General features: G+C 59.9%; 10 protein-coding genes. All 10 read right to left on the reverse strand.

The window, feature by feature from the left end:
* Positions 1-2 precede the first annotated feature (2 nt).
* Entirely contained in the window at positions 3-1,958 is a 1,956-nt protein-coding gene (locus VD17_RS05325; RefSeq protein ID WP_046052981.1) for an acetoacetate--CoA ligase, read from the reverse strand.
* A gap of 185 nt (positions 1,959-2,143) precedes the next feature.
* Entirely contained in the window at positions 2,144-2,917 is a 774-nt protein-coding gene (hbdH, locus tag VD17_RS05330; RefSeq protein ID WP_046052982.1) for a 3-hydroxybutyrate dehydrogenase, read from the reverse strand.
* Positions 2,918-2,923: 6 nt separating this feature from the next.
* A complete protein-coding gene (locus VD17_RS05335; RefSeq protein ID WP_046052983.1) occupies positions 2,924-4,315 on the reverse strand; it encodes a GntP family permease in 1,392 nt (463 codons plus the stop codon).
* 287 nt (positions 4,316-4,602) lie between these two features.
* A complete protein-coding gene (locus VD17_RS05340) occupies positions 4,603-6,018 on the reverse strand; it encodes a sigma-54 interaction domain-containing protein (RefSeq protein ID WP_046052984.1) in 1,416 nt (471 codons plus the stop codon).
* A gap of 128 nt (positions 6,019-6,146) precedes the next feature.
* The gene (locus VD17_RS05345; RefSeq protein ID WP_046053094.1) at positions 6,147-7,721 is read right to left on the reverse strand and encodes an ABC transporter ATP-binding protein; all 1,575 of its coding nucleotides are present in this window, start codon (positions 7,719-7,721) and stop codon (positions 6,147-6,149) included.
* A gap of 27 nt (positions 7,722-7,748) precedes the next feature.
* Positions 7,749-8,771: an ABC transporter permease gene (locus VD17_RS05350; RefSeq protein ID WP_046052985.1), complete on the reverse strand. Its 1,023-nt coding sequence runs from the start codon at positions 8,769-8,771 to the stop codon at positions 7,749-7,751.
* Complete coding sequence (locus tag VD17_RS05355; RefSeq protein WP_008150922.1) at positions 8,771-9,832, reverse strand: microcin C ABC transporter permease YejB; 1,062 nt, start codon at positions 9,830-9,832, stop codon at positions 8,771-8,773. Before VD17_RS05355 ends, VD17_RS05350 begins: the two co-directional genes overlap by 1 nt.
* Entirely contained in the window at positions 9,832-11,700 is a 1,869-nt protein-coding gene (locus VD17_RS05360; RefSeq protein ID WP_046052986.1) for an extracellular solute-binding protein, read from the reverse strand. The genes VD17_RS05355 and VD17_RS05360 overlap by 1 nt, the downstream gene beginning before the upstream one ends.
* 135 nt (positions 11,701-11,835) lie before the next feature.
* On the reverse strand, positions 11,836-12,117 hold the full coding sequence (locus tag VD17_RS05365; protein WP_008150918.1) for a peptidylprolyl isomerase: 282 nt from the start codon (positions 12,115-12,117) through the stop codon (positions 11,836-11,838).
* A gap of 106 nt (positions 12,118-12,223) precedes the next feature.
* A complete protein-coding gene (locus VD17_RS05370) occupies positions 12,224-13,105 on the reverse strand; it encodes a lipase family alpha/beta hydrolase (protein ID WP_046052987.1) in 882 nt (293 codons plus the stop codon).
* Between the last annotated feature and the right edge of the window lie 266 nt (positions 13,106-13,371).

A 13,371-nucleotide genomic window follows, 5' to 3' on the forward strand; every position in this document is an offset into this window, starting at 1 on the left:
GTTTAAGTTGCGAGTTCCGGCCGATCCCGAAACTGCTCAAGTGCTTCGGGATTGGCCAAGGCATCGGTGTTTTTTACCTTCTCACCATGCACCACATTCCTCACCGCCAGTTCAACGACCTTGCCGCTGATCGTGCGCGGTATATCGGTCACCGCGACAATCTTCGCCGGCACATGCCGCGGTGTGGTGTTGGCGCGGATGACTTGGCGGATCTGCTGCTGCAGCGCTTCGTCGAGTTCGACGCCCTCGCGCAATCGCACGAACAGCACCACCCGCACGTCATCCTGCCATTGCTGACCAATGGCCACGCTGTCCAGCACTTGCGGGACTTTCTCCACCTGACGGTAGATTTCGGCGGTGCCGATGCGCACGCCGCCGGGGTTGAGCACGGCGTCGGAGCGTCCGTGGATCATCATCCCGCCATGGGGCAATTGTTCCGCGTAATCGCCTTGGGCCCAGACACCGGGGAACTGACTGAAATACGAGGCGCGAAGCTTTTCCTGCTGAGGATCATTCCAGAACCCGATGGGGATTGCCGGGAAGTGCCGGGTGCACACCAGCTCGCCTTTTTCGCCGATCACCGGCTGGCCGTTGTCGTTCCAGACTTCCACCGCCATGCCCAGGCTTTTGCCTTGTATCTCGCCACGACGTACCGGTTGCAGCGGATTGCTGTTCACAAAGCACGAAACGATGTCGGTGCCGCCGGACATCGAGGCCAGGCACAGGTCGGGCTTTAGGTCGCGGTAGACGTAGTCGTAACTCTGCGGCGACAACGCGGAACCGGTGCAGAGCACGGTTTTGAGGCTGCTCAGGTCATGGCTTTCGCGAGGTTTGATGCCGCTGCTTTCCAGGGTCGCGAGGAACTTGGGGCTGGTGCCGAAGACACTGATGCGTTCGTCGTCGATCAGGTCGATCAGACGCTCGGAGGCGGGATGAAACGGCGAGCCGTCGTACAGCACCACTGCGCTGTCCACGGCCAGTGCCGAGACCAGCCAGTTCCACATCATCCAGCCGCAGGTGGTGTAGTAGAACAACCGGTCGCCGGGGCCGAGATCGCAATGCAATCCGTGTTCCTTGACGTGTTGCAGCAACACGCCGCCGGTGCTGTGAATGATGCATTTCGGCACGCCAGTGGTGCCGCTGGAATAGAGGATGTACAGCGGATGAGCGAAGGGCACCGGGACGAAATCCGGCTCGCCGCCCACGTCGTAGAAATCATCCCAGAGCGTCACGTTGGCCCGGGTGCGGAAGTGTTCGATGTGCGCTTGCGGTCGGGCGTAAGGCACAACAATCAACTGCTGCAAGGACGGCAAGCGTTCAAGGATTTCATTGACCTTGGCGGTCTGGTCGATGTCCTTGCCGGCATAGCGGTAACCGGCGCAGGTGATCAGTACTTTGGGCTCGATCTGGCCGAAGCGATCGATGACGCCCTGGGTGCCGAAGTCCGGTGAGGAGCAGGACCAGATCGCTCCCAGACTGGTGGTGCCGAGCATCGCCACGAGGGTTTGCCAGGTATTGGGCATGCACGCCGCGACGCGGTCACCGAGGCCGACACCGGCGGCTTTCAGGCTGTTTTGGAAACCGGCGACATGCTCGGCCAGTTCGGCCCAGGTCAGGTGTTCACGCTGGCCGTTCTCGCCAATGGCAATGACCGCTACGGCATCGTCGCGACGGCGCATCAGGTGTTCGGCGAAGTTCAGGGTGGCGCCGGGAAACCATTGGGCGCTGGGCATTTGCGTGCCCTCGACCAGCACAGCGTCCGGTTGATCGTGGAAACGGATGTCGAAGAAATCGACGATGGCCTGCCAGAACGCTTCACGCTGATCGATGGACCATTGATGCAGGGCAGGGTAGTCGTCGACGTGGAGGTTGTGTTGCTGATTGATGAAGCGCCGAAAGGCCTCCATGCGGGTTTTGCCGATGCGCTTGGCGCTGGGTTGCCAGAGGATGTCGGACATGGCTTGCCTCTTCTTGTTAATGCATTCAGTCGGCCTTTTGTGGCGAGGGGATTTATCCCCGTTCGGCTGCGAAGCAGTCGTAAATCCTGCGCTCTCGGAATGTCAGTCATAGCTGAGGTGCCGGGTTTGGGGCGGCTTCGCCACCCAACGGGGATAAATCCCCTCGCCACAGGGTTACTGGTTGATCACTGCGCCAACCACCCACCATCGATATTCCACGCCGCGCCACGCACCTGGCTACCGGCCTCACTGCACAAAAACAGCACCAGTTCGCCCAATTGTGGCGGCGTCACAAACTCCAGGGAAGGCTGTTTCTCGGCCAGCAAATCATGCTGCGCCTGCTGCGGGTCGATCCCTTTGGCGATGCGGTCATCAATCTGCTTCTGCACCAGCGGCGTCAACACCCAACCCGGGCAGATGGCGTTGCAGGTGACGTTGGTGGTCGCCGTTTCCAGCCCGACCACCTTGGTTAAGCCGATCACCCCATGCTTGGCCGCGACGTAAGCCGCTTTGCCCACCGAGCCGACCTGGCCATGCACCGAAGCGATGTTGATGATCCGTCCCCAGCCCTTGGCGCGCATGCCCGGCAAACTCAAGCGGGTGCTGTGGAATACCGACGACAGGTTGATCGCTATGATCGAATCCCAACGTTCCACCGGGAACTCTTCCACCGGCGCCACATGCTGGATACCGGCGTTGTTGACCAGGATGTCCACGCCGCCAAACTCACGCTCGGCGTAGGCGATCATGTCGGCGATCTGCTCAGGGTTGCTCACGTCAGCCGGGTGATGGCCGACCTTTCCACCGTATTGCTCAACCTCGGCAATCACCGTGGACGCATCACCGAAACCGTTGAGGATCAGGTTGGCGCCAGCCTTGGCCAGGCTGAGGGCGATGCCCAGGCCGATGCCGCTGGTGGAACCGGTGACCAGTGCAGTCTTGCCCGAAAGAGTCGTCATAAAACCTCACACAATGCCAGTGGCGTAGAAAGTACCGATCACCACAAAAACCGCCAGGGTCTTGATCAGCGTAATACAGAAAATGTCTTTGTAGGCTTCGCGGTGGGTCAGGCCGGTCACCGCCAGCAAGGTAATCACTGCGCCGTTGTGCGGCAGGGTGTCCATGCCGCCACTGGCCATTGCGGCCACTCGGTGCAGCACTTCCAGCGGGATGTTAGCGGCATGGGCCGCTGCGATGAAGTCATTGGCCATGGCTGCCAGCGCAATGCTCATACCGCCCGATGCAGAACCGGTGATGCCGGCCAGCAGGGTTACGGTAATCGCTTCGTTGACCAGCGGATTGGGGATGCTCTTGAGCCAGTCGGCCAATACCAGGAAGCCCGGCAAGGAGGCGATCACCGCACCAAAGCCGTACTCCGATGCGGTGTTCATCGCCGCCAGCAACGAACCGCTGACCGCGCTTCTACTGCCTTCGGCGAGTTTGCCGCGAATCGCCTGGAAGCCGAACACCAACACCATGATGATGCCGACCAGCAGAGCGGCCTGAACGGCCCAGATCGCGGTGAGTTTCGCGATGTCGGTGGTCACCGGCGCAGCCATGCCTGGCAGCGCGAGGCTGTGGGTCTTGCCGTACCACTGCGGAATCCACTGGGTAAACAGCAGGTTCATGATGCCGACGGCCAACAGCGGCGACACTGCAATCCACGGATTCGGCAGTTTGATGTCGGCAGCGGTTTCCGGCTCGTTGCGCAGATCGGTGCCATAACCCTCACCGGCGCGCTGAGCCTTATTGCGTTGGCGCTGCAGAAACAGCATGCCGGCGCAGACCACGAAGATCGCGCCGATCAGGCCCAGCCAAGGCGCGGCCCAGGCGGTAGTGTTGAAGAAGGTGCTGGGGATGATGTTCTGGATCTGCGGGGTGCCGGGCAGGGCGTCCATGGTGAACGAGAAGGCACCGAGGGCAATGGTCGCCGGGATGAGTCGCTTGGGAATATTGCTCTGGCGGAACATTTCCGCAGCAAACGGGTAGACCGCGAACACCACCACGAACAGCGACACGCCGCCGTAAGTCAGCAGGGCGCAGACCAGTACGATCACCAGCATCGCCTGACGGGTGCCGAGCAGGCGAATCGCCGCGGCGACGATGGAGCGCGAAAAGCCCGACAGTTCAATCAGCTTGCCGAACACCGCACCGAGCAGGAACACCGGGAAATACAGTTTGATGAAGCCGACCATTTTCTCCATGAACACCCCGGTGAAGGCGGGGGCGACGGCGGAAGGGTCGGTGAGCAGAACGGCGCCGAGGGCGGCAATCGGGGCAAAGAGGATAACGCTGTAGCCACGGTAGGCCGCGAGCATTAGCAGCGTGAGAGCTGCCAAGGCAATGATCACACTCATGGTGTGTCTCCTGGATTGTTATTTTTGTAGGGGGGATCTGTTGTGGGAGAGGGCTTTAGCGAGTTTCGTGCCACACACGCAAGCTATTGAAATATAAGGAGATACTTAGATTTTTTGAGTTGGGTTTTGATTGTTTGTCTCTATTTTGAGACTTGTATCGGTAGTGCTGGCCTCATCGCGAGCAAGCTCGCTCCCACAGGTTGACCGATTTGCGCGCAAGAATGCAGTCAAATGTGGGAGCGAGCTTGCTCGCGATGTTCTGTCTACAAATGGAGATGTATGTCTCTTTATGGAGATTCTGCAATACCCAACGCCACCATTTTCTTGTACAGCGTCGACCGCCCCAGCCCCAACCGCGCCGCCGCTTCAATCACCTTCCCTCCACATAGCGCAAGGGTGCTTTCGATCAACTGCCGATCAAACCGCTCACGAGCCTCACTGAAAGTCTCATGCGCAACCGGCTCAATCGTTACCGGCGCCGCACGCTCTACCGGTGTGAACGTCCCAATCGCCGCGCGGATATCCGTGGCATTCAGCATCAGGTCATCGCTGAGCAATGCCGCGCGCTCCAGCACGTTGCGCAGCTCGCGAATATTCCCCGGCCAGGCATGTTGGCCCAGCAGGTCCAGGGCTTCGCGGTTCAATTCGTGCTGACTGCGCAGTTCCTCCAGAATTGCTTCACTGAGGGCTGGCAGGTCATCAAGCCGATCACGCAGCGGCGGGACCTGGATCGGCAGCACGTTGAGGCGGTAATACAGGTCGGCGCGAAATTCACCGCGTTTGATCGCGGCTTCCAGATCCGTGGAGGTCGCGGCAATCACCCGCACATCGCTCTGGATCACTTCGTTGGAGCCTACCGGCTCGAATTCCTTTTCCTGCAATACCCGCAGCAATTTGCTTTGCAGTGGCAATGGCATGTCGCCGATTTCATCGAGAAACAGGGTGCCGCCCTGGGCAATCTGTAACTTGCCGGCGCGGCCCTTGCGATCGGCGCCGGTAAACGCGCCGGGCGCGGTGCCGAAGAATTCCGCTTCCAGCAACGATTCGGGAATCGCCGCGCTGTTGATGCTGACAAAGGCTTTGTGCGCGCGCGGCGAAGCGCCGTGGATCGCCTGGGCCAGCAGCTCTTTGCCGGTGCCGGTTTCACCGAGCAGCAATACCGGAGACTCGGCGCTCGCGCTGCGCCGGGCGCGGCGTTTGACTTCGAGGCTGGCGGCGCTGGTGCCGATGAAGTGCGCGAAGTTGTACTTGGTCTGCCGCGCTCGCAACAGCGAGCGGGTGGACGCCAGTTCTTCCTGCATGCTCATGTAGCGCTTGAGCATCGGCGAGAGGCTGCGCAATTCATCGAACAGCGCAAACCCGATGGCGCCGATCACTACACCGGCGTCGTCGTGAATCGGCAGGCGCATCACCACCAGCGGTTCTTTGGGGGTGTCCTGCATGTCGAGCAGGATCGGCCGACCGGTGCGCACCACCTCGCGCAACAGACTGCCGGGGATCACGCTTTCGCAGGCCTTGCCGATTGCCACTTCCGCCGATTCGAGGCCAAAGCGTCGGGCATAGCGCTCGTTCATCCAGACGATGTTCGAATCGCGGTCGACAATCACCGTGCCTTCGCTGGACTGCTCGATGATCTCGAACAACGAACGGATCGCCAGCAGGCGAACACGCTGGTAATCCTTGAGGCTTTCGGTGGTGTTCATGGGCGTCATGTCCAAAATGTGTAGTGTTGGTGCGGGCCTCATCGCGAGCAAGCTCGCTCCCACATTGGTATGCATTTCAAACTGTGGGAGTGAGCCTGCTCGCGATGGCCGCGCCGCGGTTTCAATTCTTAACCGGGATGCGCCGCCGCCAACAGCTCTTTGGTATAGGGATGCTGCGGCGATTCAAACACGTCGTGGCTGGCACCGCTTTCCACTACTTTGCCGTCCTTGATCACGATCATGTCATGAGCCAGGGCGCGGACCACTGCCAGGTCGTGGCTGATGAACAGGTAGGTCAGGCCATGTTTTTCCTGAAGTTGGCGGAGCAGGGCGACCACTTGTTTTTGCACCGTGCGATCCAGCGCCGAGGTCGGTTCGTCCAGCAGGATCAGCGCCGGTTTCAGCACCAGCGCCCGAGCGATGGCGATGCGTTGGCGTTGGCCGCCGGAAAACTCGTGCGGGTAGCGATGACGGCTTTGCGGGTCGAGGCCGACTTCTTCCAGCGCCCGAATCACTTCGGCTTTGCATTCGTCAGCCGTCAACTGGCTATGCACTTCAAGGCCTTCACTGATGATCTGCGCCACGGACATCCGCGGGCTAAGACTGCCAAACGGGTCCTGGAACACCACCTGCATTTTCTTGCGCCATGGCCGCAGCTGCTTTTGCGTCAGACCGTCCAGCGCTGCCCCCTGAAAGCGAATGCCGCCTTCGGAATCGAGCAAGCGCAGGATCGCCTGACCCAGCGTCGACTTGCCGGAGCCGGACTCGCCCACAATGCCCAGCGTCTTGCCGCGCTGAATATTCAGGCTGATGCCGTCCACGGCCTTCAGGTAGGTCTTGCGCTGAAACAGCCCGCCACCGAGGGCAAACTGAACGCGCAGATTGTCCACTTCCAGCACGTTCTCGCGCTCGTCCCGGGGCAGTGCTTCACCTTCCGGTTCGGCGTTGAGCAAGACGCAGCTGTAAGGATGTTTCGGTTCGGTAAACAATGTTTCGCAAGGTGCCTGCTCGACGATTTCCCCGGCCTTCATCACGCAGACTCGTTGGGCAATGCTGCGCACCAGATTGAGGTCGTGGCTGATCAGCAGCAGCGACATGCCGAGACGCTGTTGCAGGGATTTGAGCAGCAGCAGGATCTTGCGCTGCACTGTCACGTCCAGCGCTGTGGTCGGCTCGTCGGCGATCAGCAGCTCCGGTTCGCAGGCCAGGGCCATGGCGATCATCACCCGTTGCCGCTGGCCGCCGGACAATTGATGGGGATAGGCCTTGAGCCGCTCTTTGGGTTTCTGAATGCCGACCAGATGCAGCAACTCGAGTATCCGCGCTTGCGCCGCTTTACCGGCCAGCCCCTTGTGTAGCAACAAGGTTTCGCCGATCTGCTTTTCGATGCTGTGCAACGGATTGAGCGAGGTCATGGGCTCCTGGAAGATCATCGCGATGCGGTTACCCCGCAGTTCTCGCAACACCTTGGCCGGAGCGCCGACCAGCTCCCGGCCACGGTAGCGAATACTGCCCGTGGTTTCGGTGCCGGTCTCGGGCAACAGTTGCAGGATCGAGTGAGCGGTCACCGACTTGCCGCAGCCCGACTCGCCCACCAGCGCCAGGCATTCGCCGGGGCGGATGTCCAGGCACAGATTGCGCACCACGGTCTGGCCGCTGAAGGCGACGCGCAGGTCACGGATTTCGATCAGGTTGTTACTCATATCAGCAGTCCGCTTCATAACCGGGGATCAAGATCGTGGATCAAAGGCATCTCGCAATGCCTCGCCAATAAACACCAGTAAAGAAAGAATCAGCGCCAGGGTGAAAAACGCCGTCAGCCCCAGCCACGGCGCTTGCAGGTTCTGCTTGCCCTGACCGATCAACTCGCCCAGCGATGCACTGCCGGCAGGCATGCCGAAACCGAGGAAGTCCAGCGCCGTGAGGGTGGAGATCGCTCCGGTCAGAATGAACGGCAGATAACTCAGCGTCGCATTCATTGCGTTGGGCAGGATGTGCCGGACGATGACTTTACGGTCGGTGAGGCCCAGCGCACGCGCGGCTTTGACGTATTCCAGGCTGCGTCCGCGCAGGAACTCGGCGCGCACCACGTCCACCAGGGCCAGCCAGGAAAACAGCGCCATGATCCCCAGCAGCCACCAGAAATTCGGCTCGACGAAACCCGACAGGATGATCAGCAGGTACAGCACCGGCAGTCCCGACCAAACCTCCAGCAACCGTTGACCGATCAGGTCGACCCAGCCGCCGTAGTAGCCTTGCAGGGCGCCGGCAGCGATGCCGATCAGTGCACTGACGAAAGTCAGCATCAAGGCAAACAGGATCGACACCCGCGCCCCGAAAATCACTCGGGCCAACACGTCCCGCGCCTGGTCATCGGTGCCTAGCCAGTTGACCTTCGTCGGAGGGCTGGGCGCGGGTTGGTTGAGGTCATAGTTCGGCGTGTCGTCGCTGAAGGGAATCGGCGGGAACAGCATCCAGCCACCGTCGTTTTGAATCAGCTTCTGCACATAATCGCTGCGGTAGTCCGCCTGGAACGGCAGCTGCCCGCCAAATTCCTGCTCGGTATGACGCTTCAAGGCCGGGAAGTAGAGGGAGCCCTGATAGCTGACGATCAGCGGTTTGTCATTGGCGATCAGCTCGCCACCGAGGGTCAGCAGGAACAGGCCGACAAACAGCCACAGCGACCACCAGCCACGACGGTTTTTCTTGAAACGCTCAAAACGACGACGACCTAACGGCGAGAGTTTGAACATCAGGCGTTCCTCCCGGCGAAGTCGATACGCGGGTCTACGAGGGTGTAGCAGAGGTCGCCGACCAGTTTTATCAAGAGACCGAACAGCGTGAAGATGAACAGCGAACCGAATACCACCGGATAGTCCCGTGAAACCGCGGCCTCGTAACTCATGCGACCCAGGCCGTCGAGGGAGAAGATCACTTCGATCAGCAGCGATCCGGCGAAAAATACGCTGATGAACGCCTGTGGAATCCCCGAGACCACCAGCAACATGGCATTGCGAAACACGTGACCGTAAAGCACTCGGCGTTCGCTCAGGCCCTTGGCGCGGGCGGTGACCACGTACTGGCGCGTGATTTCATTGAGGAAGGAGTTCTTGGTCAGAATGGTCAGCGTGGCGAACCCGCCGATCACCAGCGCCGTCACTGGCAATACCAGGTGCCAGAAATAATCGGCGATTTTGCCCACGGTCGACAGCGATTCGAAGTTGTCCGAGACCAGACCGCGTACCGGGAACCAGTTCAGCGAGGTGCCACCGGCGAAGACCACGATCAGGAACATCGCGAACAGGAACGCCGGCATGGCGTAGCCGATGACGATCGCGGTGCTGCTCCAGATATCGAAGTGGCTGCCGTGGTGCACGGCCTTGCGGATGCCCAAGGGAATCGACACCAGATAGGTGATCAGTGTCGCCCAGAGCCCAAGGGAAATGGTCACCGGCATTTTTTCCAGGATCAGGTCAGTGACGGTCGCGCCGCGGAAAAAGCTCTTGCCGAAGTCCAGGCGCGCATAGCTGGTGAGCATCAGCCACAGGCGTTCGTGCGCCGGCTTGTCGAAGCCGTATTGCTTTTCGATGTCCTTGATCAGTTGCGGGTCGAGGCCGCGACTGGATCGGGAGGTGCCGGACATGCGTTCGCTGGAGCCGCCGCCGACACTCGCGCCGCCGATGCCTTGCAAGTGCGCGATGGCCTGTTCCACCGGGCCGCCCGGCGCGGCCTGGACGATGATGAAGTTGACCAGAAGAATGATCACCAGCGTCGGAATGATCAGCAGCAGTCGCCGCAGTATGTAAGCCCACATCAGTGCGGCCCTCCAGGTCTGCCACGGCTGATTTGCTCAGCGGTCATCTGTTGGTTGGTCAGCGGCGTGGTGCTGATTTCCCACCAGCTCTCGATGGCTTCGTCATTGCTCGCTTGCTCGTTGGGCCTGCCGAAACGATTCCACCACACGGTGGAGCTGCCCGGCGGGTAATAGTTGGGAATCCAGTAGTAGTTCCATTGCAGCACCCGGTCCAGCGCGTGGGCGTAGTGCAGCATTTCGGGTTGGGTGGTGGCGCGAATCAGCCCGGCGATCAGTGTGTCGACCGCCGGGTTTTTCAACACCATGTAGTTATTGGCGCCAGGGTCGTTGGCCGAGACCGAGCCGAAGTAATTGAGCAGTTCGCCCCCGGGCGACGTCGTGACCGGGTAGCCGCTGACGATCATGTCGTAGTCGCGGCTCATCAGGCGATTGACGTATTGGGACGAGTCGATGCGGCGGATGTTCATGTCGATGCCGATCTGTTTCAGGGTGCGCTTATAAGGCAGCAGCAATCGGTCCATGCCGTTCTGGCTGACCAGGAAAGTGAAACTCAATGACGTGCCTTCGGCATTGACCAGTTGATCGCCATCGGGTTTCCAGCCGGCCTGTTTGAGCAAATCGAGTGCCTGCAACTGTTTGTCGCGTATCACGCCACTGCCATCGGTTTTCGGTGCCTGGAAAACCTGGGTGAAAACCTCGTCGGGAATCTGCCCGCGCAGCGGTTCGAGAATCGCCAGTTCGCCGGCGTCCGGCAGTTGTCGGGCGGCGAGGTCGGTGTTGGAAAAGAAGCTCTGCTGGCGGATGTACATGTCGCGCATCATCTGCCGGTTGCTCCACTCGAAATCCCAGAGCATGGCCAGCGCCTGACGCACTCGACGGTCCTGGAACAGCGGGTTTTGCAGGTTGAACACAAAGCCCTGAGCCGTTTGGGGAGCTTGTGTTGCCAGGTGTGCCTTTTGCAGGCGCCCGTCGTTCAGGGCCGGGCTGTCGTAGCCGATGGAGTAAGCGGTGGCGGAGAATTCGCGGTTGTAGTCGTAGGCACCGCCACGCAACACCTGACGGGCGACGTCGGTATCGCCGAAGTACTCGATGCTGAAAAGATCGAAGTTGTAGAGGCCGCGGCTGACCGGTAGATCCTTGCCCCACCAATCGGCATTGCGCGTGAAGGTGATGCTGCGACCGGAGTCGACTTTGCTCACCCTGTAGGGGCCACTCCCCAGCGGTGGCTCGTAACCGCCGCCATTGGCGAAGTCGCGCGTCTTCCACCAATGCTCGGGAAACACCGGCAAGGTCGCGATATCGAGGGGCAGGGTACGGTTTTCATTGCTTTTCAAGTCGAACCGAACCGTCAGGGGGGATTCCACTTCGACGCCTTTGACGTCGGCAAATTGGGTGCGATAACGCAGGCTGCCCTGGGTCATCAACAGGTCGAAGGTGTAGCGCACGTCTTCGGCCGTGATCGGTTTGCCGTCGGCGAAACGGGCTTTGGGGTTCAGGTAGAAGCGCAGGAACAAACCGTCCTCCGAGCGCTCCATCTTCTCAGCCACCAGACCGTACACGGTATAAGGCTCATCCAGTGAACGCTGGGCGAGGGGCGAGTAAAGCAGGCCGTCGATCTGTGTGACGCCAATGCCTTTATCGATATAGGGCAACATATGGTCGAAATGACCGATTTCGACGGCCGAGCGGCGCATCGTGCCACCCTTGGGGGCTTGCGGGTTTGTGTAGGAAAAATGACTAAAGCCGGCAGGATACTTCGCCGGTTCACCGTACACGGTCAACGCATGTTGCGGTGCTGCAGTCACACCGGTGGCGCTCAACAACAGGGCCACGGCCGTGAACAATAAAGTAGGGAACGCCAGTCGCATTGTCAGCCTTAGAGCCGGGTGGTCAGTAACCGCAATTTGTACGCTAGCGGCGCGTCCCTCGCCACCCGTATCACGTATCCGAAACACAACGGCCCACCAAAAGGCGGGCCGTTGTGTTGAAAACTCAAGGCTTGATCAGTCCTGACGGCTGGTCACTTCCAGCAGGTGGTAACCGAACTGGGTCTTGACCGGGCCTTGCACCACGTTGATCGGTGCGCTGAAGACCACGGTGTCAAATTCCTTGACCATCTGGCCTGGACCGAACGAACCCAGATCACCGCCCTGGCGGCTGGACGGGCAAGTGGAGTTGGCTTTGGCGACTTCGGCGAAATCAGCGCCGCCTTCGATTTGGGCTTTCAATTCGTTGCACTTGGCTTCGCTGGCAACGAGGATGTGACGGGCAGTGGCTTTGGCCATGGAAAAATACTCCTTTCAATGTTCAGTAAAGTGCGGAGCCTACCGGATTCAGTGGTCTATTTCTTCTCAAAGTTCCCTCCAGTCCGCACACATCGCTGGCATTCCTTTATAGACCGGCATTTCTCAGACGCTCCGCATGCTGCACATACAAGGCAATCGGATCGATGCCCTTGCGCAACGGACCGGCGGTCTGGCTGAGGCTGTCCAGATGATCCAACGGATAGTCGGACCGGATGACTTTGCCCAAATGGGAGCTATAGCGGCCAACCAGGCCGTCGTTCTGCTCGGGTTCGGTGGTGAAGTATCGAGAAAAGGCGCGGAGAAACCCGTGCAGTGGACTCAGTGCATCAAGCCCTTTGTCGAGAATGTCGCCCTGCAAGGTGCCGCTCCAGGAGTAATAACGTACGCCGTCGACCCGTTCGCGACCCTTGCCGCCCCAGGTTTTCGGCAAACCCTGGGGGTATTTGTCGTTGAACGCGCCTACGCCTTCGGTGGTCAGGGCATTCAGAGCGGCGATGGCGTTCTGCGGCAGGTGACGGTGGCCGCTAAGCAACGATAGAAAGTCTGCAAACAACGTTGCAACCGTCGCGGCGACTTGTTCCGGCAGGCGGCCGGGCGTCAGCGCCTTGCGCAAGAAGTCGGCCAGTTCCGAGCCGTGATTCGGCCCGCTGACGGACGTCACCGAAGCGACGGCCTCCGGTGCCGTCGCTGCCGCATAACGTGCAGCGAGTGCGCCTTGGCTGTGGCCGATCAGGTTGACTTTGTTCGCACCGGTTCCTTCCAGTACCCGTTCGACCTGCGCCAGAAGTTGGTCGCCGCGGACTTCATTGCTATGGGTAGCCGACACGTGCGGGATAAACACTCTTGCGCCTGCACTCCTGAGGGCCTGCTTGACGTCATGGAAGAGTTCGACCTTGCCGATGCGATCGAAGCCGAAGAGCCCGTGGACCAACAGGATCGGATACTGAGTGGTTGCATTCCGTAGCATGTTCTTTCCTTTTTCGCAGTCGTTCAGAGGTGTGTTGATGGGCTCACTCTAAAGCACACCCACTGTTCGGCGTTGTATGAAAAAGCCGCTGTAACCTACTGAAAACGGAATAGAAAATGTACGAAAGTTCGAAAGTACATGAGGTCTTGGTCGGAATATTTGGACATCTTTTTATCTGTAACAGGGCGTTTTGCTGCAATGGCCTACTCCGGTAACACCCTTTGCCTGTTAATCGTGTCTCGATTCCGACGTCCAGTCCTCAATGG

Source organism: Pseudomonas fluorescens (assembly GCF_000968015.1).
GTDB lineage: Bacteria > Pseudomonadota > Gammaproteobacteria > Pseudomonadales > Pseudomonadaceae > Aquipseudomonas > Aquipseudomonas fluorescens_W.

Bases quoted from the DNA above. Each gene is read 5' to 3' on its own strand.
- VD17_RS05325 (WP_046052981.1), bottom strand. From the start codon at position 1,958: ATGTCCGACATCCTCTGGCAACCCAGCGCCAAGCGCATCGGCAAAACC.
- hbdH (WP_046052982.1), bottom strand. From the start codon at position 2,917: ATGACGACTCTTTCGGGCAAGACTGCACTGGTCACCGGTTCCACCAGC.
- VD17_RS05335 (WP_046052983.1), bottom strand. From the start codon at position 4,315: ATGAGTGTGATCATTGCCTTGGCAGCTCTCACGCTGCTAATGCTCGCG.
- VD17_RS05340 (WP_046052984.1), bottom strand. From the start codon at position 6,018: ATGAACACCACCGAAAGCCTCAAGGATTACCAGCGTGTTCGCCTGCTG.
- VD17_RS05345 (WP_046053094.1), bottom strand. From the start codon at position 7,721: ATGAGTAACAACCTGATCGAAATCCGTGACCTGCGCGTCGCCTTCAGC.
- VD17_RS05350 (WP_046052985.1), bottom strand. From the start codon at position 8,771: ATGTTCAAACTCTCGCCGTTAGGTCGTCGTCGTTTTGAGCGTTTCAAG.
- VD17_RS05355 (WP_008150922.1), bottom strand. From the start codon at position 9,832: ATGTGGGCTTACATACTGCGGCGACTGCTGCTGATCATTCCGACGCTG.
- VD17_RS05360 (WP_046052986.1), bottom strand. From the start codon at position 11,700: ATGCGACTGGCGTTCCCTACTTTATTGTTCACGGCCGTGGCCCTGTTG.
- VD17_RS05365 (WP_008150918.1), bottom strand. From the start codon at position 12,117: ATGGCCAAAGCCACTGCCCGTCACATCCTCGTTGCCAGCGAAGCCAAG.
- VD17_RS05370 (WP_046052987.1), bottom strand. From the start codon at position 13,105: ATGCTACGGAATGCAACCACTCAGTATCCGATCCTGTTGGTCCACGGG.